Genomic DNA, 25,249 nt, shown 5'->3' with positions numbered 1-25,249 from the left:
GCCTGGACCGGCCCTGGCCGGTTCAGGCGTAGCGCTCGGCCAGCAGCCTGGCGATCCAGTCGACAAATACCCGCACCCGCGGCGACAGGTGCTTGTTGTGGGCGTACACTACCGATACCGGCAGCGGCGGCGGCTTGAAATCCGGCAGCACTTCTTCCATGGCGCCGCTCGCCAGCAACTGTTCCAGGCCAAAACGCGGTATTTGCGCCAGCCCCAGGCCGGCGATGCAGCTAGCCAGGTAGGCCTCGGAACTGGCCACCGACACCTGGCCCTGAAGCTTCAGGAAACGCGGCTCGCCATCCTCCATATATTCCCAACCAAGGTCGCGTCCGGTGCGGCTGGAAAAATAATTGACCACCGTGTGCTGCTGCAGGTCCTTCAAGGACTGCGGCCGGCCGTGGCGATCCAGGTAAGACTTGGCTGCGCAGTTGATCTGTTCGATGTTGCAGATACGGCGCGCGATCAGGCTTGAATCGCTGAGCGCGCCGACGCGCACCACGCAGTCGACCGCCTCGCCGACCAGGTCGACGAAACGGTCGGTGGCGCTCAGCCTGATCTGCAGGTTCGGATACAGGGCAAAAAAATCCGGCAGTGCAGGAATCACCGCCGTGTGCGCCAGCCGTTCCGGCAGGTCGACCCGGATCACGCCGCGCGGCTGCAGCTGGTCGCGCTGGAACAGGGTGTCTGCATCTTCGAATTCGGCCAGCAGCCGGGTGCAACGCTCCAGGTAGGTGATGCCTTCATCGGTCAGCGTTACCTTGCGCGTGGTCCTTTGCAAGAGGCGCGCGCCAAGGTGTTTCTCCAGCGCCTGGATGGCGTTGGTGACGGTTGCCGGCGGCAGGTTCAGCTGTTCGGCGGCGCGGCTGAAGCTGCCCAGTTCGGCGACGCGCGAGAACACTTCCATCGTCTGGATACGGTCCATGGCTTCCTTGATTATTTGTGATTTTCGAATAAAGAAACCATTTTATTCCCATTTATTAACGGCCGGGCCTGGGCAATACTGTTTCCAAGGCAGCGAGGGTTTCCCTGTAGCTGCGATCGGATAAACCTACCAAGGAAATCATCATGAAAGTGCAACAACTAGGCCGCACCGGCCCGCAAACCTCCATCATCGGTCTCGGCTGCATGGGCATGTCCGATATGTACGGGCCAGCCGATGAAACTGAAAGCATCGCCACGCTGCATGCAGCCATCGATGCTGGCATTACTTTGCTGGACACCGGCGATTTCTACGGGATGGGACATAACGAGATGCTGATCCGGGAAGCGCTGCGCTCGCGCAACCGCGACCAGGTGCAGATCAGCGTCAAATTCGGCGCCATGCGCGACCCGGCCGGCAACTGGCTTGGCATCGACGGCCGGCCTGAGGCAGTGAAAACCTCCCTGGCTTACACCTTGCGCCGGCTCGGCACCGACCATGTCGATATCTACCGCCCGGCGCGCCTCGATCCGGCCGTGCCGATTGAAGACACGGTGGGCGCTATCGCCGACATGGTGAAAGCCGGGGATGTGCGCCATATCGGTTTGTCGGAAGTTGGCGCACAGACCCTGCGCCGGGCGCAGGCGGTGCATCCGATTGCGGATCTGCAGATTGAATATTCGCTGATCTCACGCGGCATCGAAGCCGAGATCTTGCCGGTGTGCCGTGAACTAGGCATCGGCATTACTGCATACGGCGTATTGTCGCGCGGCCTGATCAGCGGCCAGTGGGACAAGGACAAGACATTCTCGCCCGGCGATTTCCGCGGCCGCAGCCCGCGCTTCAGCAGCGACAACCTGGCGCACAACCTGGCTTTGCTGGACGCCTTGCGCGGCATCGCCGCCGACAAGCAGGCGACCATGGCGCAGATTGCCATCGCCTGGGTGATGTCGCGCGGCGCGGATATCGTACCGCTGGTCGGCGCCCGCCGCCGTGACCGCCTGGCTGAATCGCTGGGGGCGCTGGATATCCAGCTGAGCGCAGGCGACCTGGCCAGGATCGAGTCGGCCGTGCCGGCCGATGCAATTGCGGGCGAGCGTTATGCGCCGGTAATGATGGAGCATCTCGATAGCGAACAGCCGCACGCCGGCTGAAGATTGTTCGCGGTGAAAACCGGGGCTAGAGTTTTAGCTGCAGGAAATCGAGGAAGCAGGTGATGCGCCGCGCCAGCTGGGTGTTCCTGTAGTACACCGCGTGGATCTGCTGGCGGTAGCCATTGTTATGGCTTGCCAGGATGTCGATCAGGGTTCCTCGCGCGATATCTTCGCGCACCATGAACGCCGACAGGCAGGTAATGCCCAGGCCGTGCAGCGCCAGCTGGCGTATGGTTTCGCCGCCGGACGCCAGCAGCGTCGGACTGATCGCCAGGTTTTCTTCCTGCTGCTGCCGCAGCGGCCAGGTGTTGAGCGATTCCGGCTGGGTGAAGCCGATCAGCTGGTGCTGCTTCAGTTCTTCCGCACTGGCCGGCGTGCCGTGTTTGCGCAGGTATTCGGGGCTGGCGACGATGTGCTGCAGGCTCGATCCGAGGCGGCGCGCATGCAGCATCGAGTCTTGCAATGCGCCGTGGCGGATGGCGATGTCGGTGCGCTGCTGCAGCAGGTCGATGTTCTGGTCGTTGCTGGTCAGCTCCAGCGTAATGTCCGGGTAGTTGCTGCGGAATTCGGCGATGTGCGGCACTATGCAATGCAGCATGAAGGGCGGCGAAGCGTCCACCCGCAAGCGTCCTGACGGTCTTTGGTGACGCACCTGGATCGCCTCTTCGGCTTCTTCCATCGCCGCGATGATCGTGCGCGCCTTTTCCAGGAAAAGATGGCCTTCTTCCGTCAGCTCCATGCGGCGCGTGGTGCGCGTGAGGAGCGAGGTAGCCAGTTTCTGTTCCAGCCGCGACAAGGCCCGGCTCAGGCCGGACGTGGTCTGGCCCAGTTGTTCGGCGGCGGCGCTGAGTGTGCCGCTGTCGACCACGGCGATAAAAATCCGCAGGTCATCGGAGTGAATATTCATCTTGTCGGTTTAATGGACGCCGCCGCCATGGCTGCCAAGGTTGGCCGGCGCTTCGTCTTCCATATCGGCCAGGCCTTGCAGGATGCCGCAATCCTTGGCGGCTTGCGTTTTCTGGCATTGCTTGCGCAACTGTTTGAGCTGGGTCTGCAATGCCTTCAATTCGCTGATGCGGTCGGCGACGTGCTCGATATGGTGGTCCAGCAAGCTGTTGACTTCGGCGCAATTGTCTTCCGGCAAGTCGCGAAACTGCAATAACCTGCGCACTTCGTCCAGCGTCATGTCCAGCGAGCGGCAATGGCGGATGAACTGCAGGCGCTCGATATGCGCCTGTCCGTACAAGCGGTAGTTGCTTTGCGAACGTGCCGCCAGCGGCAGCAAGCCCTCGCGTTCGTAGTAGCGGATGGTTTCCACCGGACAGCCGGCATGGCTGGCCAACTCTCCGATTTTGAGTGAAATTGCGCTCATGGCAGCTCTTCCCGGGTTATTTCAAGATAAATCCTTGACCTTATAGTAGCTACAGGGTTTTAAATATGCAAGGAGTAATCAATTGCATCCTCAAAACCCGAATCAAGGAGTACGCCATGGGCCGTTGCGAAGATAACCATCGCGACCACAACGATCACCAGCCTGGTCACGAGCATAAGCGCGATCATAAGCATGACCATAAGCATGACCATCAGCACCAGCATGCGCAGGCAGACGCGGGCGCATCCGCCGCCAGCCGCGCGCCGCTGGTTGCAGGGGCGGAACAGGCGGTGTTCCTGATCCAGAAGATGGATTGCCCGACTGAAGAAAAACTGATACGCGACAGGTTCAAGAACATGGCTGGCATCGAGGCCATGCAGTTCAACCTGATCCAGCGCGAACTGACGGTCCAGCATCGCCTGGCTTCGGTGGACGCCATCGTTGCCGCCTTGAAGACGCTGGACCTGGAGCCGGCGCTCAAGTCGGATACGCTGACCGGCGCTGTCGATCTGACCGCCGGCGACGGCGCTTTCAAGATATCCCGCAGGAAGTGGCTGCTGATGGCGCTTTCCGGCATGACCGCGGTAGGCGCCGAGGTGGTGGTCTGGAGCGGCGGCCAGGACAGCTCATGGCTGGTGATCGGCCTGGCGCTGGTGGCGATCCTGAGCGGCGGCCTGGATACCTTGAAAAAGGGCTGGATTGCATTGCGCAATTTTTCCCTCAACATGAACTTCCTGATGTCGCTGGCGGTGATAGGCGCCGCCATCATCGGCCAATGGCCGGAAGCAGCGGTGGTGATTTTCCTGTTCGCGCTGGCGGAAATGATCGAGGCCTTGTCGCTGGACCGGGCCCGCAATGCGATCAAAGGCCTGATGGCGATGGCGCCGGACCTGGCGACGGTGCAAGGCGCCGACGGCGAGTGGCGCGAGGTCGCTACAGGAGAGGTGGCATTGGCGGCGCTGATCCGCGTCAAGCCGGGCGCGCGCGTGCCGCTCGATGGCCTGGTGACCGAAGGCCAGACCACCATCAACCAGGCCGCGATCACCGGCGAGAGCATGCCGGTGGAAAAACAGGCTGGCGACCAGGTGTTTGCCGGCACCATCAACGAGCGTGGCTCCTTTGTCTATCGGGTGACCGCGCTGCAAGCCAATTCGACCCTGGCGCGCATCATCAAGAGCGTGCAGCAGGCGCAGGGCGAGCGTGCGCCGACCCAGCGTTTCGTCGATCAGTTTGCACGCTATTACATCCCGGTAGTGGTGCTGGCAGCGCTGCTGGTCGCCACCTTGCCGCCGCTGCTGATGGGCGCGGCGTTCTATCCATGGCTGTACAAGGCTCTGGTGCTGCTGGTGATCGCCTGTCCGTGCGCGCTGGTGATTTCAACGCCGGTGACGGTGGTGAGCGGGCTGGCGGCAGCGGCCAGGAACGGTGTGCTGGTCAAGGGCGGGGTGTACCTGGAGATGGGGCGCAAGATCAAGGCGCTGGCGCTGGACAAGACCGGCACGCTGACCTTGGGCAAGCCGCGCGTCACCGACGTGCAGCTGGTGCAGCCGGCAGCCGCTGACAGCCTGCTGCCTCAGTTGCTGCACCAGTTGCAGCGCCAGGCCGCGAGCCTGGCCAGCCGTTCCGACCATCCGGTATCGGGCGCGGTAGCGGCGCACTGGCAAACCTTGGACCATGCCGGAAACCTGTTTGAAGTCGGCGCGTTTGAAGCGTTGACCGGGCGCGGCGTGCAGGGCAGTATCGACGGCCGCCAATTCTATCTTGGCAATCATCGCCTGGTGCATGAGATGGATATCTGCAGTCCTGCGCTGGAAGCGCGCCTGTCGGCGCTGGAGAGCGAAGGCAAGACCACTGTGGTGCTGTGTTCGGCGACGCAACCCTTGCTCATCCTGGCGGTAGCCGATACGGTGCGCGACATCGCAGTCGAGGCAATCGCCAGGCTGCATGCGATCGGAGTCGAAGCGGTCATGCTGACCGGCGACAATGCGCATACCGCGCAAGCCATCGCAACCCAGGTCGGCATCAGCGACGCCCGCGGCGACCAGCTGCCGCAAGACAAGCGCGACGCCATCAACGACTTGCGCGCGCGTTACGGCTGCGTCGGCATGGTGGGCGACGGCATCAACGATGCGCCGGCGCTGGCGCAAGCCGATATCGGATTTGCGATGGGAGCGGCAGGCAGCGACACGGCGCTGGAAACCGCCGACGTGGCGCTGATGGATGACGACTTGCGCAAGATCGCGGATTTCATCCGCTTAAGTAAAAAGACGCATACGGTGCTGATGCAGAACATCACCTTGGCGCTCGGCATCAAGGCCATCTTCCTGGTGCTGGCGCTGACCGGCGAAGCCACCCTGTGGATGGCGGTGTTCGCCGACATGGGAGCGAGCCTGCTGGTGGTGTTTAACGGCTTAAGGTTGCTGCGGGCATTGCGCTGATCACGGATGCTCGGCGGATTCCGAGGACTTCGCCAGCCACTCTTTGCCTCTCAGCATCAGCTTCCAGTAAACCCAGGGCAGCAAGGTAGTCTTCAAGAACCAGGCGCTGCGGCGGGCGACGGTCGGGTCGAGCCGGAAGGTCGGCAGCAGCTTGCCGCCATAACCGAACTCGGCCAGTATCACCTTGCCCTTTTCGACCGTCAGCGGGCAAGCGCCATAACCGTCGTAACGCGCGTCCAGCGGTTTGCCGGCGCAGGCGGCGAGCAGGTTGCTTGCCACCACCACCGCTTGTTTGCGGATCGCCGCCACAGTCTTTGCATTGGCGGTCGAGCACACATCTCCCAGTGCGAACACGTTCCTGTATCGGACGTGCCGCAGCGAAGCCGGATCGACTTCGCACCAGCCGTCGACATTGGCCAGCGGGCTGTTGCGCACCGCATCCGGGGCAACCTGCGGCGGCACCGCGTGCAGCATGTCGAACGATTTTTGCTGGCGGCTGCTGCCGCCGGCATTATCCTTGACGTCGAACCACGCCAGCCGGTTTGGGCCGTCGACCTTGACCAGATTCGATTCAAGCACCAGGCGCGCCTGGTATTTTTTGACATAGCGCATCAGCGGCGGCACAAATGCCGCGACGCCGAACAGCGCAGTGCCGGCGTTGTTGAATTCGACCTCTATCTGCTTCAGCACGCCTTTGCGCAGCCAGTGGTCGCACGAGAGGTACATGGCTTTTTGCGGTGCGCCGGCGCATTTGATCGGCATGGCCGGCTGCGAAAACAGCGCCTTGCCCTGTTTTAATTGCGACACCAGTTGCCAGGTATATGGCGCCAGGTCGTGGCGGTAATTCGAGGTCACGCCGTTTTTACCCAAAGTTTGTTCCAGGCCCTCTATCTTCTCCCAGGCCAGCCGCAAGCCGGGGCAGACGATCAGTTGCTGGTAGGCGATCAGGCAGCCGTTGTCGAGCCGGATGCGGTTATGGTCAGGCAAGAATTCAGACACCGCTTGCGGGATCCACTGCGCACCCGCAGGTATCAGCGACGCCATCGGCCGCACGGTTTTTTTGCTGTCGAAAATGCCGCGTCCGACCAGCGTCCAGGCCGGCTGGTAATAATGCTGGCTGCTGGGATCGACGATTGCGATCTGGGCGTTGGGGGCGCGCTTGAGCAAGCTGCTCGCAACCGCAATGCCGGCGGAACCGCCGCCGACGATCACGATTTCATACTGCTTGAGTTTGTCGTTGCCGGCGCCGGCTGCCTGGATCGGCGCGTCGATCAGGTTCGCCAGCCGGAAGATGTTGGTTGAGCGGTTGCCGGTGCGGCAAAAGGCCAGGACCGGGGCCGGCATGTCAGCCAGCAGCAGGCGCAGCGCCGCGCCGTGTTCTTTGCTGAGATGGGTGGCGTCGGCGGGCAGGTAGCTGAAGGCCAGGCCAAGCGCTTCGCAAGCCGCGGCCAGTTCCTTGCTGCCGACGTGGTGGCCGCCGTCTTCGCCGTCAGGGCGATTGCAGATCACCGACTTGTAGCCGGCGGCCAGGATGACGGGCAAGTCTTCCAGTCCGATTTGACTGGCAGTTGAAAATGAGTCGTTATGCTTGAAGAGATTAAAGTTCATAGGTGCTGATTCCATCGTGATGGGCGGGTGGCACTACTTACTTGTTTGAACCTGCCTGAATCTGCTTGTTTCCGGCCGAAACCTGGCGAGCGGATGCGGTTTGTCGGGCGGCGATGGCGGCCTGTTAAAGATGGCAAGGCGGGAAGGCGCGGATAATGATGCTTTGCCGGCGCCTGGGTGGACTGACAGAAGTCAGGGATTGACCTTGGTTTACCAATTCTGTTAACAATATGCGGTCAGGCTCGCGGCCGCGCGATATCTTGTTTTGCTCCAGTGAAATTATCTGTTTAATCCAGGCATTGCCGCTTGCCTGCTACTTGTTTGATTGTTAATAATATAAGATGGATTAGGCATTTGTCAATGTTGTATATATTTATATATAGTTACGTATTGTTAAGTTGAGGATGTAGATAGATGGCAAGTCCACAAATAGAAGTCATTTTTGATGAGAACACCGCGACGTTTACTTACGTGGTTTATGCCGCGGCAGGCAGCGAGTGCGCGATTATCGATTCGGTGCTCGATTACGATCCGGTCGCCGGCCATACCTCAACCGCTGCGGCTGACCGCGTGATTGAATTCGTGCAGAGCAAGGGCTTGAAGGTGCAATGGCTGCTGGAAACCCATGCCCATGCCGACCACATTTCGGCGGCGCCTTACCTGCGCCGGCGCCTGGGCGGTGCAATCGCCATCGGCGACCAGATCCGGGTGGTGCAGGGAGTATTCAAGAAAATCTTCAACCTGCAATCGGAGTTTTTACTGGACGGGACCCAGTTCGACCATTTGTTCGCGCCGGACGAGGTTTTCCATATCGGCAGCCTGCGTGCGCAAGCGCTGCATGTTCCGGGTCATACGCCGGCCGACATGGCTTACATGGTAGGGCAGGACGTCGCGTTTGTCGGCGACACGCTGTTCATGCCGGATCTCGGCACTGCGCGCTGCGATTTTCCCGGCGGCAGCGCCAGCGCTTTGTATCGCTCCGCAGGCAGACTGCTCAGCTTGCCGCCATCGACCCGGCTGTTCGTATGCCACGACTATCCGCCAGACGGCCGGCGCCCGGCCTGCGAGTCGACAGTCGCCGAGCAGCATGCGAACAACATCCATGTGCGCGACGGCATCAGCGAAAGCGAATTCATCGCCATGCGCAACCAGCGCGACGCCACGCTGGCCTTGCCGACCCTGATGCTGCCTTCGATCCAGCTCAACATCTGCGCCGGCGTATTGCCGGCGGCGGAAGAGAATGGCGTGAGTTACCTGAAGATTCCCTTGAACGTCGCTTTGTAAAAGCTGACAGGGTTTTAGAAAGACGATCCGGGTTGCTGCAGGAATTCCAGTTCTGCAGGCGTCGATTGCCGTTGCAGGATCTGGTTGCGGTGCGGGAAACGGCCAAAGCGCGCGATGATGTCGCGATGCCGGATGGCGAACGACAGATAGCCGGCAAAACATTCCTTCTCGCCGGCCGCAACCTGCTCTACCAGTGCTGTGCCAAGCGCCACTGCCTGTTCCTGGTCTGGCAGCAGCTCCGAATGCGTCAGCGGCAAGTGCAGGAAGAGGCGTTCGATCGGGCGCAGCGCCGTATAAAAATCGGTTTGCAGGCCCTTGCGGCAAAAGCCGCGCGCCAGCGTATCGAAGGAGAACGAACGCGGCGTATTGCGGTACATGTTGCGGGGAAATTGATCGGTCAGCAGCACCAGGGCGACTACGCCTTGCGGTGTATTTTCCCAGTCCGCCAGCCGGTTTTTCTCGGCGGCCAGCAAGGTCGTTTCAAAGCGCTGCCTGATCTGCAGATCGATATCGGGGTTTTTGCCCCACCACAGGCCGGCTTGCTGGTTGGCTGCGGTGACATCGTCGGGACTGTCGCCAAACCAGAACTCCCTGATCGCCAGGATATTTTCCATCCGACGGTCAGCCGCCGCTGCGCCGAGGCAGCACGTAGATGAGCAGATCGCCGATGGTGACTTTTTGGCCGGCCTGGATCTTGCAAGTCTTGCGCAGTTCGATCTTGCCGTCGACGGCAACCACGCCGCTGGCGACCAGCGCCTTGCCGGCGCCGCCGCTGTCGCACACGCCGGTCAGCTTGAGCAGTTGATTGAGTTCGACGTAGTCGCTGTTGAGGCGTAGTTCCAGTTGTTGCATAGTATTCCGATGAAATAAATAAATGTCAGGCGCTGGCCGTGCGGCTCAGCGCCAGCTGCGCCTGGTCCAGCCAGACGTGCAGGTGGTCCAGCAAATCCTGCTGGCTGAACGAGCAGCTTTCTTCGGTGAACAGGCTGCTGGCTTCCAGCCGTCCGAGAAAATTTTCCGCGACTTCGGCAAACCGCGGCGGCAGCGCCGACAGCAGCGCGGTTTGCGCACGCCAGGCCTGACACAGGGTTGCCACGGTGCTGCCCTTGTTCTGCAATGCGCTCAAGGCTTCGCGCAGCTGTTGGATAGTGTCTTGCTGCTGCATGATATAACTTTTAATGCGTCAGTCCGGCCAGCACGAACAAGCCGATCGCGGACAGGAATGCAATGGCCCACACGGCCGAACGCAGGCTCGGACGGTCAGTCAGGTACAAGACAGTGTAGACGACGCGGGCGACGATAAATAACACCGCCAGCAGATTGATCATGTTTTGCGCCGCATGCACTTGCTGCGCAATGATCACGCCGGCGGCAAAAAACGGGAAAGCCTCGAAATGATTGCGGTGGGCATAATCGGCGCGGCGCCGCAGTCCCGACTGTTTCTCCATCCAGGCGCGCGGTTCAGAGTTGTCAAAGTCAGGGCGGCCGCGCTTGGCGAAGACGACCGTAAACAGCGGCATCAATCCGGCGATCAGTACGCACCAGTAGGCAATCGTCATGGAATTTTCTTGGTCCAGTTATAGGGTGATTTTAGGGTGATATGCGGCCGCTAAAGCGTTTTGACTTCAAACGTATTGCAGGATTTGACTTCGCCGCTGCTGACGCCCTGCTTGAACCAGCGTACCCGTTGCGCCGAAGTGCCGTGGGTGAACGAATCGGGCACCACATATCCCTGCTCCTGTTTTTGCAGGGCATCGTCGCCGATCGCGGTGGCCGCGTTCAGGGCGCCTTCGACATCGCCTTGTTCCAGGATGCTGCGCGCCTGGTTGGCGTGGAAGGCCCAGACGCCGGCCAGGCAGTCGGCTTGCAGCTCAAGCCGCACCGACATGGCGTTTGCCTGTGCTTTCGACATCTGGCGTTCGGCGCTGTTGACCTTGTCCATGATGCCCATCAGGTTCTGCACATGGTGTCCGACTTCATGGGCGATCACGTAAGCCTGGGCAAATTCGCCGGAGACATGGAAGCGCTGCTGCATCAATTGATAAAAGCTGAGGTCGATGTATACCTTGCGGTCGCCGGGGCAATAGAAGGGGCCGGAAGCGGTCTGGCCGGTGCCGCAGGCAGTTTGCGTGGCGCCGGAAAACAGCACCAGGGTCGGCGCCGGATAAGTCTTGCCGTTGGCGCGGAAAATCTGGGTCCAGACGTCTTCGGTGTCGGCCAGCACGGTGCGCACGAACTTGGTCTGGCGGTCTTCGGCTGTCGGCGCGGTGCGGTTGGGAGCTTGCTGCGATTGCGGCTGGCTGACCGGCCCGCCGCTGAGCAGGCTCAGTACGGTGCTCGGGCTGACGCCGAAGAAATACGAAGCCACCAGGGCAATCGCAATAGTGCCGAGGCCGATGGAGCGGCCGCCGCCGAAACCGCCGCCGCCACCGCCGTCGCTGCGGCGGTCTTCGACGTTGTCACTTTCCCGATTGCCTTCCCATTTCATGGCTGCTTCCCCTGTTGACTTTAGTAAGCAATTCTAACGGAATGGCTACGGATATAGACGCAAAACTACTGTGAGATATTGTAAAAAATCTACTTGAAGTCCCACTTCATCTGCTCGGCAATCGGGATATGTTTTGCCGACTCGACGCAGAGCGCAATGTAATCGGTGAACAGCGGGGCAGGATGGATTTCCTCGGCCAACAGGTTTTCATTATCAAATACATAATTCAGGCCGGCGAAAGCTCCATACAGCTTGAGCGCGCGCAACAGCAGGCGGTCATTGCATTCAGGCACGCATTCGCGCATGCGCGGCAACAACGTGGCGATGGCGTCCGGCGTGATTTGCTTGTAGGTAGCGCCAATCGGTTCGATGCCGCGCGCCGCCGCCAGCGCCAGGTCGATTTCGCGGAACGATACGCTGGAGCCGAGGCCGGCCGAGATATGGAAAACGTTATGCGTCAGCGTTTCTTTCTGGGCCAGGTCGATGATGGCCTGGGCGCACCAGTCGACCGGCACCACGTCGACTTTTTCGTCGAGGGAGGTAGTCAGTGCGCCCAGCAGTTGCCAGACCATGAAGACCCAGAAGATGCTTTGCGAAGGGGCGCAGCCCAGAACGGTATGGCCGACAATGATCGACGGCCGGACATACACCACCGGCAGGTCCGGATATGTGTCGCGCAATTTTTTTTCGCCCATGGCCTTGGAGCGGGTATAGGCCACCAGGTGTTCGTCGCCGAGCGGCAGGTCGATCCGTTCTTTCACCACTGCATTGATGCCGGCGCCTTCGCCGCAAGCCATGGCGGTGCCGATATACATGAAGCGTTTCAGGGCCGGCCGCCGGTGCATCAGCTTGCCGAGCGCCAAAGTGCCGCCGACATTGATTGTTTCGAGCAAAGGATGGTTCGAGAAAGTCGCCAGGGCGGCTGAATGGATCACCACCGATACCTGGTCCAGGCGCGGGTCGTCGCTGACCTTGTCGAGTTCCGACAAGTCGCAGCAGAGGATTTGCTCGACGCTGATTTGCGCAACGTCGGCCGCGCTCGCGCCCAGCAACTGCAGGTTTTCGATAACCCTGGCGTGCGCTGCGGCCGGGGTTTCCGCCCTTGCCAGCAGCAGCAGATTCTTGCCTAGGCCACGATGAATTGCCTCCACTGCATTGGCGCCACCTAAAAAGCCGGTCGCACCGGTCATCAACATTAAATTATTCATGAAAGGCGTGTGCTCTTGTAACTTGTCTGATATGGGTTGATGGCTGCTTGCTGGCTTGGGCTGGCGACGAGGTGTCCATGACGGCGAGGAGTTATTGGTTGTTATGTTCGGCGGCCTGGTTTTTGTGGGTTTTTCTTCTATGGCGCGCAGGTTTACAAGCAACGTAACGCGCGATTGTATAGTAAGGTTGACAAACGGATACAAAGATTTACAAAGGCTTTCGTATTACGAATATGACATCTCTTATTTATTGTCAAATATTTACATTAAATAATTTTTGTATAACATTTAAATTTGCTTTTCGTGAACTTTCCTTAGCCAAAAAGTGACCAAAGGTTAAAGAATTACCGGGTCGCCGGGTCGCCGAGCCTTTTATCAGGCAAGGTTTTTGCCTGCGCTGCCCGTTCCACATAAAGTCCTGCCCCTGTCTTCATGATTGCGAGCGCGTCCTGCCTCGGTTGTGGCCAAGACGCGTTGCACGATGAACCGCCAAATTGGGAGTCAACATGTTCTATTGGATCGCAGCGCTGCTGGTCGGCGCTATGGCATTAATGCAGTTGCGCGCGAGCGCCTGGGTCTGGCTGCTTGCCATTCTGCTCTGGATCGGGGGCGGTTTCCGGTTTGCCGGGATCGGCGCGCTGGCGGCGATACTGCTGTTGCTGCTGCTGGTGATCCCGACCTTGATTGTCGCTGTCAAGCCGCTGCGCTACGCCTTGCTCAGCCGCCCGATACTGAAAATATTCCAGCGCATCCTGCCGCGCATGTCGCAGACCGAGCGCGACGCCATCGAAGCCGGCACCACCTGGTGGGACGCCGAACTGTTTTCCGGCAAGCCGGCCTGGGACAAGCTGCTGCAACTGCCGGCGCCGCAACTGACGATTGAAGAGCAGGATTTTTTCGACAACGAAGTCGAGCAGCTGTGCGGCCTGATCAGCGACTGGGAAAGCACCGAGGTGTGGCAGGACCTGTCGCCGCAAGCCTGGCAGTTCGTCAAGGAAAAAGGGTTTCTCGGCATGATCATTCCCAAGCAGTATGGCGGCAAGGAATTCTCCGCCTACATGCACTCGCAGGTGATCATGAAGTTGTCGTCGCACTGTTCGGCCGCGGCGATTTCGGTAATGGTGCCGAACTCGCTGGGCCCGGCCGAGCTGCTGCTGCAATACGGCACTGAAGTGCAAAAGGATTATTTCCTGCCGCGGCTGGCCGCCGGCGAGGAGATCCCTTGTTTTGCCTTGACCAGTCCTTACGCCGGTTCCGATGCGGCGGCGATCCCGGATATCGGCGTGGTGTGCACGGGCAGCTACGACGGCCAGGAAATGCTGGGTTTCCGTATTACCTGGGACAAGCGCTACATCACGCTGGGGCCGGTAGCGACGGTGCTGGGCCTGGCGTTCCGGGTGCACGATCCGGACCATTTGCTGACGACCGACGGCACAACCGACCTCGGCATCACCTGTGCGCTGATCCCGACCAACCATCCCGGCGTGGTCACCGGCCGCCGCCATTGGCCCTTGAATGCGGTGTTCCAGAACGGCCCGACTTCCGGCAAGGATGTGTTCATTCCGCTGGACTGGGTGATCGGCGGCCGCGACATGATCGGCAAGGGCTGGCGCATGCTGATGGAATGCCTGGCTGCCGGCCGGGCGATCTCCTTGCCGTCGTCGACGGTCGGTTTTTCCAAGCTGGCGGTGCGCGGCACCAGCGCTTACGTAGCGATGCGCCACCAGTTCAAGATCCCGATCGGCAAGTTCGAAGGCATCCACGAGATGCTGGCGCGCATGGGCGGCAACCTGTACCTGATGGATGCGGTGCGGCGGCTGTCGGCGCTGGCGGTGGATGCCGGCGAAAAACCTTCGGTGATTTCCGCCATCTCGAAATACCATGTGACCGAGCGCGGCCGGGTGCTGGTCAATGCCGGCATGGATGTATTGGGCGGCAAGGGCATTTGCATGGGGCCGAACAATTTCCTGGCGCGCAGCTATCAGCAGATGCCGATCGCGATTACGGTGGAAGGTGCGAATATCCTGACGCGCTGCCTGATCATTTTCGGCCAGGGTGCGATCCGTTGCCATCCTTATGTGCTGAAGGAAATGGCGGCTGCCGGCGAGGCCGACCAGGACAAGGCCCTGGCCGATTTCGACCAGGCGTTCTTCGCGCATGTCAGTTTTGTGTTCGCCAATTTTTCACGGACTTTGCTGGCCGGACTGTCCAGCGGCAGTCTGCCAGCCGCGCCGAGCGCGGCGCCGCGGGAGCTGCGGCATTTTTACCGCGCGGTCAACCGCATGTCGGCCGCGTTCGCGCTGCTGAGCGACATGTCGATGTTTGTCATCGGCGGTTCGCTGAAATTCCGCGAGCGAATTTCTGGCCGCCTGGGCGACATCCTGTCGCAGCTGTACCTGGTGTCCAGCGTCCTCAAGCGCTACGAGGACGACGGCCGGCCGCAGGAAGATTTGCCCTATGTGCATTGGGCGATCCAGGATTCGCTGCACCAGGCGCAGGAGGCTTACCTGGGCGTGCTGGAGAATTTCCCGAACCGTGTGCTGGCAGTCGTGCTGCGTTTTGTCGCCTTTCCTTTCGGACGGCCTTACCAGCTGCCGTCGGATGCGCTGGACAGCACGGTAGCCCGGATCATGCAAACCGACGGCGACAGCCGCGACCGCCTGACCGCCGGCATGCACATGCCGAACGCGGAGCAATCGCCGCATGCCTTCGGCGAGCTGGCGTTCCAGCTGATCCCGCAGGTGAATGCGATTGAAGCGCGGCTCAAGCCGGCGATCCAGGCCGGCACGCTGCCGCCTTTGCCGCAAAGCCTGATCGAGATGCAGTACTGGGTAGCGGCAGCAGCGGCCAGCGGCGACATCACGGAAGCCGAGCAGCAGGTCTTGCACGATTTTGCGCGCTTTGGCGATATCAGCGTGCAGGTGGACGATTTCCCGCAGGATTTCAACCTGCTGGAAGCGGCGCAAAAACGCGCGCAGTCTTGAACCACAACCATGGAATTTTGTAACCCCAGGACTTGCGCAAAACCGTCCCGGCAACGAGCTTGCCAAACCCTGACGACGAAGACAGTACTGCGTACGGCTAGGTGGAGTAACGCCGCCGGGGCAGTTTTGCGTAAGTCCTCTAAGAAAGAAAACCAATGACTACCCTAGTGCAACCGGGCCTGAAACTGCGGCCCCTAGAGCGTAACGACCTGCACTTTGTGCATCAGCTCGACAATAACAGCCACATCATGCGTTATTGGTTCGAAGAGCCCTACGAAGCTTATGTCGAACTGGTGCAACTGTATGACCAGCACGTCCACGACCAAAGCGAACGGCGCTTCATCCTGGAAAGCGACAACGGCGAGATGGTGGGGCTGGTGGAGCTGGTCGAGATTACCCATATCCACCGGCGTGCGGAATTCCAGATCATTGTCGCGCCTGGGGCCCAGGGCAAGGGTTATGCCGAGCGCGCCACCCGGCTGGCGATTGAATATGCTTTCTGCGTGCTCAACCTGTACAAGCTCTACCTGTATGTCGACAAGGAAAACCACAAGGCCATCCATATTTACCAGAAATGCGGATTCGACCTGGAAAGCGAGCTGAAAAGCGAGTTTTTCATCAACGGTGTGTATCGCGACGCCATCCGCATGTGCATGTTCCAGCCTGAATATCTGGCTAAACGCGGGCGCTGAAGATTTCGCAAGATACGCCCGGGGCATTAAATTTCCTTGACTTAGCAATTTCTAAGATATATCTTAGTATCTCATTCAATGAGATAAGGAAGAAACATGTTTGGACATAGAAGAGGCTGCGACCACAGCCGTATGCATCAAGGTCATGAACGGCAGCATCGCGGCGGCGGCCTGTTTGAACGCGGCGGCCGGCGCGAGGGCGGGCGCGGCGGACGGATGTTTGAGCAGGGTAGTTTGCGCTTGGTCATTCTCAAGCTGTTGCAAGAAAAGCCACGCCATGGCTACGAAGTCATCAAGGCGATCGAAGAACTGGTCGGCGGCGATTACAGCCCGAGCCCGGGCGTGATCTATCCGACTCTGACATTGCTGGAAGAACTGGGTTACACGGCTATCGAAGCGGAAACCGGCGGCAAGAAACTGTATCGCATCACAGCGGAAGGCAGCGCGTTCCTGGCTGAAAACAGCGAAGCCCTGGCCCTGGCCCTGCAACGCCTGGAAACTGCGCAGCGCGCATCGGGCAGTTCGGCGCCGGAACTGCGGCGAGCGATCCAGAATTTTCGGATGGCATTGCATACAAGGCTGGAAAAAGGCGAACTCAGCCAGGATCAGATCCACGCCATCGTCGACGCCATCGACCTGGCAGCCGTGAAAATCGAACGTATCTGAAACAGGCCATCATCGCCGCAACAGGCAATAGCAAGTCGTTTGAAAGAAGGAGTAGCCATGCGTGAACACCGTTACCGCATCACCCTGGAGCATCTGGCAACGCCAAAGCAAGGCGAGCCGACCCATACCGCGATCAGTTTTGAAACCGGCAACCACGACGACCTGTTCACGATCGTCGACAAGGTACGCAGCAAAAACCAGTTTGACGCTGACACCGCAGCCTCGCTGGCGCTGGGTTTGAAGCTGTTCACCGAAGTGATGCTGAAAAATCGCAGCAACCCGTTGTTCGCTGACATCAACCAGCCCATGCGCGATTTTATCCAGAAGCTGAAAGCGCAACCGCAGGTGACAGAAGCAGAGAATTGACAAGAGACCCGAGCGGGACGCCGCCCGGGAGATGAAGATACGCGGGGCCAGGATAATTTTCGTGCGAGTGAAAATTATCCTGGCCCCGCTTTGTATGTATAACCCTGGCGGAACAAGCCAGCGGCAAATCTCTATTCGCGCGCCGGCGCGATCATCTCTGCATAGTCATACAGGGCGCCGAGGATTTCTTCGCCGCGCTCATCGGCCGTTTCCGACAGATTGTCTATCTCTTCAAACAGCATGTCGACCGTGCGCGCCTTGCCTTCGCCGTCGAACAGGCGGGCGGCGCGGTGTTCTTCCCAACGTTCCTGTTCCTCTGGGGTCAGGGTGTCGGGGAAATTGCGGGCGCGGTAGCGGAAGGCCAACTCTTCTAGTCGTTGGTCGTCAAAACTGATGCGCGCCGCCGCCAGCTTTTGCGGCGTCATGGCGCGCAAGTCATTCAGCTTGCGCCTGTCGTTGTTGCCGACAAAACCACCGTACAAGTCTTCGTCGACATCACTTGCGCCTTCGTCCGGACGTTGGAATACCTGGCGCCACAGGCCGCTGAGATCGGGCGCTTGTGCTGCGATTTCAGCGTGCTTCAGGGCCAGTGGAATATCGATGCCCCATTGCGCTGCCTTGTCGGCCTTCAGGGTTTGCAGCTTGTTGATCACCATCGGCGATTTGTTCAGGTGTATCGATTTCAAGGGCAGCCGTGTCACGCCTTCCGGCAGGTCGGCCGATTTGCTGAACAGGCGGGTGCGAACTGTATCCGCATCGAGCGAATACAGTTCGCTCGGATCGTAGGCCAGATCCCAGGCCAGGATTTCATTCTTGTTGGTCGGATGCACGCCGAGCGGCCACATGACGGCAAGGCAGCCGTGTTCAGCCGGGAACATGCCGGAAATATGCAGGAATGGCCGCGGCGCAGGCAAACCGATTTCGGCGCCGGCGCGGTCTTTCTTGTGCAGCGCCAGGCAAAAATCGAATAGTTTCGGCTGGTGTTGCCGGATCAGGCGCGCCAGCGCAATCGTCGCCCGCACGTCGGACAGCGCATCATGCGCCGCTTCGTGGCTGAGGCCGTTGGCCTTGGTCAGCAGTTCAAGGCGGAAACTGGGCCGTCCCTCGTCGTTGACTGGCCATTGGATGCCCTCCGGCCGCAAGGCATAGGCGGTGCGCACCACGTCCAGGATATCCCAGCGGCCGCACTGGTTCTGCCATTCGCGCGCATAGGGATCGATCAGGTTGCGCCAGAACAGGAAACGGGTGACCTCGTCGTCGAAGCGGATTGTGTTGTAGCCGACGCCTATGGTGCCGGCTTCGGAAAACGCTTTTTCGATCTGCGCCGCGAACTGGTATTCGGGGACCCCGCGTTCCAGGCACTGCTGCGGCGTGATGCCGGTGATCAGGCAGGATTGCGGATCCGGCAGAAAGTCATTTGCTGGTTGGCAATACAACATGATCGGCTCGCCGATCTCGTTCAGTTCGGCATCCGTGCGGATCGCCGCAAATTGGGCCGGGCGGTCGCGCCGCGGCTGGACGCCGAAAGTTTCGTAGTCGTGCCAGAGGAATGTATGCGTGGACATTGGGGATCAGTTGCTTGCTTAGGTGCGTGGTTAAGTGCTGAATAAGGACAGGAGGTGCAGCAGTTTACAGTCATCTTTCCAAGCCTGTATAGCAGTTTTACAACGCTTTAGGCCAAATCGTAAGTTAGCTTCAAATAGGGCTTTTAGCCCCTTAAATTCACAAAACTGATAACAGCTATTGGCAATCGAAATTGGATAATTGATGGGGAAAGGCTATTCTGATTGTGCGACGCAACAATTGGCTTGCGGTGAACGCAAAACGAAAGAGGAATACATCATGTCTACAATGACCATCAGCAACAGTACTAGCATTTCCCGTCCAGCAGCTTCGGTACAAACTGCCGGCGTCCTGACCAGCATCGCCGCTTTTTTCAAGCGTGTCGGCAATGCCTACGAGCGTTCGGAAGCAGCACGCAAGGAAGCTTACCTGGCAGAAGCCGTCGACCTGTACGACCTGGAATACCGCATGCAACGCCTGGACCGTGAAAGCGCCCAGACTGCAGCATGGATCAAGGGTTTCTAAGCATCGCGTCGAGTATTACGGCAGTTCAATGCCGGCAGCAGGCTGCAAGTATTTGCAGCAATAAGTAGTTTCAGTATCCTGCAGTAGTTCGTCTATATCGCTGCGTAGCAGTCGGGCATCCCGCCGGCATTGGCCGTCAGAACGGGTTGCCCTGCTGCTCACACAGTGCATGTCTTGTCACCTATCCCAGCTACGAATTCAGCGCTTTAGTGAGATTGCGTCAACAGCGTGAAATGCTCGACGGTTGGCGCCACGGCAAAAAACGGCCCGACCAGCGCACGCCATTCGGCAAATGCCGGCGATTCGCGAAAATCCACCGTGTGGTTTTCCAGCGTTTCCCAGGAAATCGTTAGCACATAACGTTCCGGCGACTCAATTCCCTTGTGTATCTTGAAACCGGCAAATCCTTTGGCCTTGCTGATGACTTGTTCGATGCCGCGCTGGATGGCGGCGTCGAATTCTTGTTGTTTACCTGGCTGGATGCGGATATCGGCTAATTCGAGAATCATGGTGGTTCCATCGTTGTTGGTTGGCAGAAGGGGAATTGTCGCATTTTTAGACAAATCAGGCGCCAATCAACCTTTGTGGATTCCGCGCTCATTGACTATGCTGAGTGTATACACAGTCACAGGAGGCCATCATGTTGGGTAGACAACGACTTTATTTCATGTTGCCGGACGTTTCCAGTGCACGCAGCACGCTCGACGAGTTGCTGCTGGCCAGGGTGGGGATTCGGAACATTCACTTCTGGGCTGCCGATGGCAAACTGCCGGCGGATATGCCTGAGGCCAATGTGTTCCATAAAACCGACCTTGCCAACGGCGCTGAGATCGGTCTGCTGGCAGGCGGCTTGATAGGTTTGTTGCTGGGCATGTGGCTGGTGTATTTTCCGCCCGAGTGGGTGCACCTGAACTGGCTGGCGCTGGTAGCGCTGACGCTGGCCGGCGCGGTGCTCGGCAGCTGGATGTCGGGCATGGCGGCGGCAGCGCTGCCCAATTCCCGCCTGAAAGCTTTCCATGCCGGGATCGACGAGGGCAAGATACTGCTGCTGGTCGATGTGCCTTTCAAACGGGTGCCGGCGATAGAGGAGTTGATTGAAAAGCGTCACCCGGAAGCGGCTTTCTCTGGCGTCGAAAAGCATCTTCCCGTCTTCCCGTAACTGCATCGGACTAGCGACAAAAAAACACCGGCCATCGCGCCGGTGTTTTTTTATGCGACGTTTTATGTGGATCTTTATGTAAACCGCAATACATTTCTTCCTCGCCGCGATTGTTATTTTGCGGCGGGCTTCGTACACTAGCTTCCGGTAAAAAAACAAAACCAATCAGAGAGGAAATTCATGGCGGCTTCTTATTTTCCCAAATGGCGCCTGCGCGCCAGCACTGCGGACGGGCAGGGCCAGGTCATCGCAGCCGACGAGCGTTTGCCGTGGCCGCAGACTTTCGCCATGGGGGTGCAGCACGTTGTGGCGATGTTCGGTTCGACCGTGCTGGCGCCGCTGCTCATGGGTTTCGATCCGAACCTGGCGATTTTCATGTCGGGCATCGGCACCTTGCTGTTCTTCGTGCTGGTCGGCGGCCGGGTGCCGAGCTATCTCGGCTCCAGCTTTTCGTTCATCGGCCTGGTCATCGCTGTCAGCGCTTACGGCGGCCACGGCCTTAATCCCAACCTCGGTGTGGCGCTGGGCGGCATCATTGCCTGTGGCGTGCTGTACGCGCTGATCGGCCTGCTGGTGATGGCGATCGGCACACGCTGGATCGAAACCCTGATGCCGCCGGTAGTCACCGGCGCGGTGGTGGCGGTGATCGGCTTGAACCTGGCGCCGATTGCGATCAAGGGCGTCAGCGGCAACAACTTCGATGCCTGGATGGCGCTGGGGACGGTGTTGTGCGTAGGCGGCGTTGCCGTGTTTGCGCGCGGCATGTTGCAGCGCCTGCTGATCCTGGTCGGCCTGATGCTGGCCTATGTGATTTATGCGGTGCTGACCAATGGCGCCGGCCTTGGCAAGCCGATTGATTTCGGCATGGTTGCGCAAGCTGCCTGGTTCGGCATCCCGCATTTCTCCGCGCCGGTATTCAAGGCCGATGCGATGGCTTTGCTGGCGCCGGTTGCGATCATCCTGGTGGCGGAAAACCTCGGCCATATCAAGGCGGTAGCCGCCATGACCGGGCAGAACCTCGACAAGTACATGGGCCGCGCTTTCGTCGGCGATGGCCTGGCGACCATCGTATCGGGCAGCGTCGGCGGCACCGGTGTCACCACTTACGCTGAGAATATCGGCGTGATGGCGGTCACCAAGATTTATTCGACGCTGGTGTTTGTGGTGGCGGCTTGCCTGGCGATCATCCTTGGTTTCTCGCCGAAGTTCGGCGCCGTGATCCAGACCATTCCTGGCGCGGTGCTGGGCGGCGTATCGATCGTCGTGTTCGGCCTGATCGCGGTATCTGGCGCACGCATCTGGGTTGAAAACAAGGTCGACTTTTCCAACAACCGCAACCTGATCGTTGCCGCCGTGACGCTGGTGCTGGGCGCCGGCGACTTTACCTTGAAGCTTGGCCAGTTCTCACTGGGCGGCATCGGCACCGCGACTTTCGGTGCGATCATCCTGCACGCTTTGCTGAGGGAGAGGAAAGCCTGAGTCCGGGCTCAGCCATAAAAAAAGCTGCGCAGTGCGCAGCTTTTTTGCTTTTACTAAGCTTGTTTGGCGACCTTTGCCGTAGTTTTCACTGTAGCAACGGGTTTGAATTCCGCCCGTAGACTCTTCATCAGGCAAACCATATACAGCACCAGCACCGCCGAAAACGGCAGCGACGCCAGCACGATCGTGGTTTGAATCGCGCTGATGTTATCCGCAAACATCAGGCCGACCGTCACCGCCATGATCAGCGCCGACCAGAAAATCCGCAGCCAGTGCGGTGCGTCGGCATCGCTGTCACTGCGGCTGCCGCGCACCGACAGGTTGGCCAGCATCACGGCGCCGGAGTCGGCCGGCGTCAGGAACAGCACGAAGCCGACGAAAATCGCCACGCCTGACATGGCCGAGCCAAACGGGTAGTGCGCCAGCAGCTTGTACATGGTCATTGCCGGCTGCTCCAGCGCGGTGCGGCTCAGTTCGGTGGCGCCGTGGTTGATCAGCAGGTCGAGGGCACTGTTGCCGAACACCGACAGCCATACCAGGGTGAACGCCAGCGGCAGCAGCAATACGCCGGTCACCACTTCGCGGATGGTGCGGCCGCGCGAGATGCGGGCAATGAAGAGGCCGACGAATGGCGCCCAGGAGATCCACCAGGCCCAGTAGAACAGGGTCCATTTGCCAAGCCAGTCGCTAGGCCGGTCGTAGGCATACAGGTCAAAAGTCTTGCCGATGAAGTTGCCGATGTAGTCGCCCAGGTTCTGGATCATGGCGTTCAGCAGATGCAGCGTCGGTCCCATCGACAGCGCAAAAATCAGCAGGCCGGCAAACAGCGCGACATTCAGGTTCGACAGGCGGCGGATGCCGACTTCGACGCCGGAGATCGCCGCCAGCGTCGCCACTATCGTCATCACGATGATCACCGCCAGCAGCGTGCTGTGGCTGTTTTGCAAGCCGAACAGGTGTTCCAGGCCGGCGCTGATCTGCAGCGATCCTATGCCGAGGTTGCTGACCAGGCCCAGCACGGTCACCACGATGCCGAAACAATCGACCACGTGGCCGGCGGCGCCGTGGACACGCTCGCCGAGCAGCGGGTAGAGGGCGGTGCGCAAAGCCAGCGGCTGCTTGTGGCGGTAGGCGAAGTAGCCCAGCGCGACGGCGATCAAGGCATAGATGGCCCAGCCGTGCAGGCCCCAGTGCAGGAAGGTCAGCGTCATCGCCTGGCTGGCCGCCGCCGGCGTCGCCGCTGCGCCTTGCGGCGGATACAGGTAATGCGTCAGGGGTTCCGAGGCGCCGAAGTACAGCAAGGAAATGCCGATGCCGGACGAGAACAGCATGCCGGCCCAGGCGCCGTAGCTGAAGGCCGGTTGTTCGTCGTCCGCCCCCAGTTTTATCTTGCCGTAAGGCGATATCGCCAGCCAGATGATGAAGCCGAGGTAAGCGGCCACTACCAGCATGTAGTACCAGCCGAAGCTGTTGGCCAGGGTCACCTGCGCGCTCGACAGCCAGGCGGTCGATGCCTGCGGGAAGGCGATGATGACGATGGTGAAGGCAATGATCAGCAGCGCTGACGAGAAAAAGACCGGGCGGTTGAGTCTGGTCGCGTTCGCCGGCTGGGCGGCGACGGTGGCAGGGGCGCTCATTTGATCTGCCCGCAGTGCATCGGGATGGTTGAATGGGCTGACTGTCTCATTATTTCTACACGTGTTTGATGTTGCATTTAAATAAACCTCATTCCGATTCTATTGCCGGGTTCTGACTTGATGTTGTTTTTAAAAAGAAAACATTTATTGCTGCCGAGAGCCTAAACTTAAATTGATTGAACGTCCAATCAATTTAAATTATACTGAATTTAGGCAGCGGATGGGCAGGCCGCTTTCCGCGAACGTTTTGGGAGAGTGTGTTGAGGAAAAGAAACGAGATGCTGCCGCTGCGCCGCAAGCAGCTGATCCAGGCCACGCTGGAAGTGATAGACCGGGTCGGCCTGGCGGATGCAACCATCGCCCTGATCGCCAAACAAGCCGGTTTGTCGACCGGCATCATCAGCCATTATTTTGGCGACAAGAGCGGTTTGCTGGAAGCCACCATGCGCCAGATCCTGCGCGATTTGCGGGAAGACACCATGCGTCGTCGTGGCGAATTGGCTAAGGACACGGCTGCCGCCCATCTGCGCGCCATCGTCGACGCCAACTTCAACGACAGCCAGGTCAGCGGCCCTGTCATGAAAACCTGGCTGGCATTCTGGTCGTCCAGCATGCACCAGGAATCGCTGCGCAGGCTGCAGCACGTGAATGACCAGCGCCTGCGCTCCAACCTGTGCTGCCAGTTCCTGCGCGAACTGCCGCTGCCACAGGCACGCCAGGCTGCGCGCGGCTTGGCCGCGATGATTGACGGCTTGTGGCTGCGCGGCTCCTTGTCCGGCACTGCCTTCGATGCCGACGCCGCCCGGCAGCTGGCCTATGAATACCTGGATTACCAACTGGCGAAGAAAAGCGACGCCGCTGCCAATATCGCAGCGGCCTGATCTTTGACCTATCTGACAGCAACCCATTGAGGAGAATCACCATGCCCGTTTTCACGCAACAACAACTGTATATCGGCGGCCGCCGGGTCGATGCCAGCGGCAGCGATACTTTCCAGACCATCAATCCTGCCAATGGCGAAGTGCTGGCGGAAGTCCAGCGCGCCACCAAGGCTGACGTTGACCGCGCCGTCGCCAGCGCGCAACAAGGGCAGCGCATATGGGCCGCGCAAACCGCCATGCAGCGCTCGCGCGTATTGCGCCGTGCGGTAGCCATCCTGCGTGAACGCAACGATGAACTGGCCGAACTGGAAACCCTGGATACCGGCAAGGCGCTGTCGGAAACGCGCGCGGTCGACATCGTCACCGGCGCCGATGTGCTGGAATACTATGCTGGCCTGGTGCCGTCGATCGAAGGCACACAGATTCCCTTGCGCGAAAGCTCGTTTGTCTACACCCGCCGCGAGCCGCTGGGCGTAGTGGCCGGCATCGGCGCCTGGAACTATCCGATCCAGATCGCCTTGTGGAAATCGGCGCCGGCGCTGGCGGCTGGCAACGCGATGATTTTCAAGCCGAGCGAAGTGACGCCGCTGAGCACGCTCAAACTGGCAGAGATATACACCGAGGCAGGTTTGCCGGACGGTGTCTTCAATGTGCTGACCGGCAGCGGCCGCGAAGTCGGCACCTGGCTGACCGAACATGCCGGCATCGAAAAGATTTCGTTCACCGGCGGCACCGCCACCGGCAAGAAAGTCATGGCCAGCGCCTCCAGCTCGACCTTGAAGGACGTGACCATGGAACTGGGCGGCAAGTCGCCGCTGATCGTGTT

At 59.7% G+C, this 25,249-nt stretch carries 25 protein-coding genes; 12 read left to right on the top strand and 13 right to left on the bottom strand.

The genetic code is table 11. The features are described from left to right. Window positions 1–22: 22 nt before the first annotated feature. Window positions 23–922 (bottom strand): LysR family transcriptional regulator, encoded by a 900-nt coding sequence (locus tag JWQ61_RS04205; RefSeq protein ID WP_304359407.1) that lies wholly within the window; start codon window positions 920–922, stop codon window positions 23–25. Window positions 923–1,065: 143 nt separating this feature from the next. Here JWQ61_RS04205 and JWQ61_RS04200 point away from each other — a divergent pair, with 143 nt between their 5' ends. Further along, the gene (locus JWQ61_RS04200) at window positions 1,066–2,073 is read left to right on the top strand and encodes an aldo/keto reductase (RefSeq protein ID WP_304359406.1); all 1,008 of its coding nucleotides are present in this window, start codon (window positions 1,066–1,068) and stop codon (window positions 2,071–2,073) included. Window positions 2,074–2,098: 25 nt separating this feature from the next. Here the strand turns inward: JWQ61_RS04200 and JWQ61_RS04195 are convergent, their stop codons facing one another. Both JWQ61_RS04195 and cadR read right to left on the bottom strand, forming a co-directional pair. Further along, on the bottom strand, window positions 2,099–2,980 hold the full coding sequence (locus JWQ61_RS04195; protein WP_304359405.1) for a LysR family transcriptional regulator: 882 nt from the start codon (window positions 2,978–2,980) through the stop codon (window positions 2,099–2,101). 9 nt (window positions 2,981–2,989) lie between these two features. Next, complete coding sequence (gene cadR / locus JWQ61_RS04190; RefSeq protein ID WP_304359404.1) at window positions 2,990–3,445, bottom strand: Cd(II)/Pb(II)-responsive transcriptional regulator; 456 nt, start codon at window positions 3,443–3,445, stop codon at window positions 2,990–2,992. Between the two features lie 116 nt (window positions 3,446–3,561). On the opposite strand from cadR, the gene JWQ61_RS04185 reads away from it, so the two are divergent. After that, window positions 3,562–5,883, top strand: a complete 2,322-nt coding sequence (locus JWQ61_RS04185; protein WP_304359403.1) for a heavy metal translocating P-type ATPase — start codon at window positions 3,562–3,564, stop codon at window positions 5,881–5,883. Here the strand turns inward: JWQ61_RS04185 and JWQ61_RS04180 are convergent, their stop codons facing one another. Beyond that, window positions 5,884–7,491: a bifunctional protein tyrosine phosphatase family protein/NAD(P)/FAD-dependent oxidoreductase gene (locus tag JWQ61_RS04180; RefSeq protein WP_304359402.1), complete on the bottom strand. Its 1,608-nt coding sequence runs from the start codon at window positions 7,489–7,491 to the stop codon at window positions 5,884–5,886. Between the two features lie 414 nt (window positions 7,492–7,905). Between JWQ61_RS04180 and JWQ61_RS04175 the strand changes: the two genes are divergently transcribed. After that, window positions 7,906–8,775, top strand: a complete 870-nt coding sequence (locus JWQ61_RS04175) for an MBL fold metallo-hydrolase (RefSeq protein ID WP_304359401.1) — start codon at window positions 7,906–7,908, stop codon at window positions 8,773–8,775. Between the two features lie 14 nt (window positions 8,776–8,789). Here JWQ61_RS04175 and JWQ61_RS04170 read toward each other — a convergent pair whose 3' ends face one another. From JWQ61_RS04170 to JWQ61_RS04145, 6 genes are all read right to left on the bottom strand, one after another. Next, complete coding sequence (locus JWQ61_RS04170; protein WP_304359400.1) at window positions 8,790–9,389, bottom strand: DUF924 family protein; 600 nt, start codon at window positions 9,387–9,389, stop codon at window positions 8,790–8,792. Window positions 9,390–9,396: 7 nt separating this feature from the next. Continuing rightward, window positions 9,397–9,627 carry an RNA-binding S4 domain-containing protein gene (locus JWQ61_RS04165; RefSeq protein WP_014005118.1) on the bottom strand — a complete coding sequence of 77 codons (231 nt, stop codon included), beginning with the start codon at window positions 9,625–9,627 and terminating at the stop codon, window positions 9,397–9,399. Between the two features lie 25 nt (window positions 9,628–9,652). Then, the gene (locus JWQ61_RS04160; RefSeq protein ID WP_304359399.1) at window positions 9,653–9,940 is read right to left on the bottom strand and encodes a hypothetical protein; all 288 of its coding nucleotides are present in this window, start codon (window positions 9,938–9,940) and stop codon (window positions 9,653–9,655) included. A gap of 10 nt (window positions 9,941–9,950) precedes the next feature. Continuing rightward, window positions 9,951–10,334 (bottom strand): MAPEG family protein, encoded by a 384-nt coding sequence (locus JWQ61_RS04155; RefSeq protein ID WP_304359398.1) that lies wholly within the window; start codon window positions 10,332–10,334, stop codon window positions 9,951–9,953. Window positions 10,335–10,384: 50 nt separating this feature from the next. Continuing rightward, window positions 10,385–11,263 carry a neutral zinc metallopeptidase gene (locus JWQ61_RS04150; RefSeq protein ID WP_304359397.1) on the bottom strand — a complete coding sequence of 293 codons (879 nt, stop codon included), beginning with the start codon at window positions 11,261–11,263 and terminating at the stop codon, window positions 10,385–10,387. A gap of 89 nt (window positions 11,264–11,352) precedes the next feature. Further along, window positions 11,353–12,471 carry an SDR family oxidoreductase gene (locus JWQ61_RS04145; protein ID WP_304359396.1) on the bottom strand — a complete coding sequence of 373 codons (1,119 nt, stop codon included), beginning with the start codon at window positions 12,469–12,471 and terminating at the stop codon, window positions 11,353–11,355. Window positions 12,472–12,977: 506 nt separating this feature from the next. On the opposite strand from JWQ61_RS04145, the gene JWQ61_RS04140 reads away from it, so the two are divergent. The 4 genes from JWQ61_RS04140 (at window position 12,978) to JWQ61_RS04125 (ending at window position 17,179) form a co-directional block, all read left to right on the top strand. After that, entirely contained in the window at window positions 12,978–15,455 is a 2,478-nt protein-coding gene (locus JWQ61_RS04140; protein ID WP_304359395.1) for an acyl-CoA dehydrogenase, read from the top strand. A gap of 155 nt (window positions 15,456–15,610) precedes the next feature. Beyond that, window positions 15,611–16,147, top strand: a complete 537-nt coding sequence (speG, locus tag JWQ61_RS04135) for a spermidine N1-acetyltransferase (RefSeq protein ID WP_304359394.1) — start codon at window positions 15,611–15,613, stop codon at window positions 16,145–16,147. A gap of 132 nt (window positions 16,148–16,279) precedes the next feature. Beyond that, window positions 16,280–16,813 carry a PadR family transcriptional regulator gene (locus tag JWQ61_RS04130; RefSeq protein ID WP_304359393.1) on the top strand — a complete coding sequence of 178 codons (534 nt, stop codon included), beginning with the start codon at window positions 16,280–16,282 and terminating at the stop codon, window positions 16,811–16,813. A gap of 57 nt (window positions 16,814–16,870) precedes the next feature. Then, window positions 16,871–17,179, top strand: coding sequence for a DUF3861 domain-containing protein (locus JWQ61_RS04125; protein ID WP_304359392.1), 309 nt, complete (start codon window positions 16,871–16,873; stop codon window positions 17,177–17,179). A gap of 131 nt (window positions 17,180–17,310) precedes the next feature. Here JWQ61_RS04125 and sbcB read toward each other — a convergent pair whose 3' ends face one another. Next, window positions 17,311–18,744: an exodeoxyribonuclease I gene (gene sbcB, locus JWQ61_RS04120; RefSeq protein WP_304359391.1), complete on the bottom strand. Its 1,434-nt coding sequence runs from the start codon at window positions 18,742–18,744 to the stop codon at window positions 17,311–17,313. Window positions 18,745–18,946: 202 nt separating this feature from the next. On the opposite strand from sbcB, the gene JWQ61_RS04115 reads away from it, so the two are divergent. Continuing rightward, window positions 18,947–19,267: a DUF3563 family protein gene (locus JWQ61_RS04115; protein WP_369684877.1), complete on the top strand. Its 321-nt coding sequence runs from the start codon at window positions 18,947–18,949 to the stop codon at window positions 19,265–19,267. Between the two features lie 206 nt (window positions 19,268–19,473). Here JWQ61_RS04115 and JWQ61_RS04110 read toward each other — a convergent pair whose 3' ends face one another. Continuing rightward, on the bottom strand, window positions 19,474–19,776 hold the full coding sequence (locus tag JWQ61_RS04110; protein WP_041741376.1) for an antibiotic biosynthesis monooxygenase: 303 nt from the start codon (window positions 19,774–19,776) through the stop codon (window positions 19,474–19,476). A 131-nt stretch (window positions 19,777–19,907) separates the two neighbouring features. Between JWQ61_RS04110 and JWQ61_RS04105 the strand changes: the two genes are divergently transcribed. Both JWQ61_RS04105 and JWQ61_RS04100 read left to right on the top strand, forming a co-directional pair. After that, window positions 19,908–20,426 carry a DUF1269 domain-containing protein gene (locus JWQ61_RS04105; RefSeq protein WP_304359390.1) on the top strand — a complete coding sequence of 173 codons (519 nt, stop codon included), beginning with the start codon at window positions 19,908–19,910 and terminating at the stop codon, window positions 20,424–20,426. A gap of 180 nt (window positions 20,427–20,606) precedes the next feature. Beyond that, a complete protein-coding gene (locus JWQ61_RS04100) occupies window positions 20,607–21,905 on the top strand; it encodes a solute carrier family 23 protein (protein WP_014005131.1) in 1,299 nt (432 codons plus the stop codon). A 53-nt stretch (window positions 21,906–21,958) separates the two neighbouring features. On the opposite strand, the gene JWQ61_RS04095 is transcribed toward JWQ61_RS04100, so the two are convergent. After that, entirely contained in the window at window positions 21,959–23,542 is a 1,584-nt protein-coding gene (locus JWQ61_RS04095) for a BCCT family transporter (RefSeq protein WP_304359389.1), read from the bottom strand. Window positions 23,543–23,820: 278 nt separating this feature from the next. Between JWQ61_RS04095 and betI the strand changes: the two genes are divergently transcribed. Continuing rightward, window positions 23,821–24,423: a transcriptional regulator BetI gene (gene betI / locus JWQ61_RS04090; protein ID WP_304359425.1), complete on the top strand. Its 603-nt coding sequence runs from the start codon at window positions 23,821–23,823 to the stop codon at window positions 24,421–24,423. A 41-nt stretch (window positions 24,424–24,464) separates the two neighbouring features. Further along, the coding region (locus tag JWQ61_RS04085) for an aldehyde dehydrogenase family protein (protein ID WP_304359388.1) at window positions 24,465–25,249 on the top strand (785 nt) is incomplete at its 3' end.

Origin of the sequence: Collimonas fungivorans, assembly GCF_028292705.1 — a bacterium.
GTDB lineage: Bacteria > Pseudomonadota > Gammaproteobacteria > Burkholderiales > Burkholderiaceae_D > Collimonas > Collimonas fungivorans_B.
Note: the sequence above shows the minus strand (reverse complement) of the source record. Positions and strands in the feature narration are given on the sequence as shown.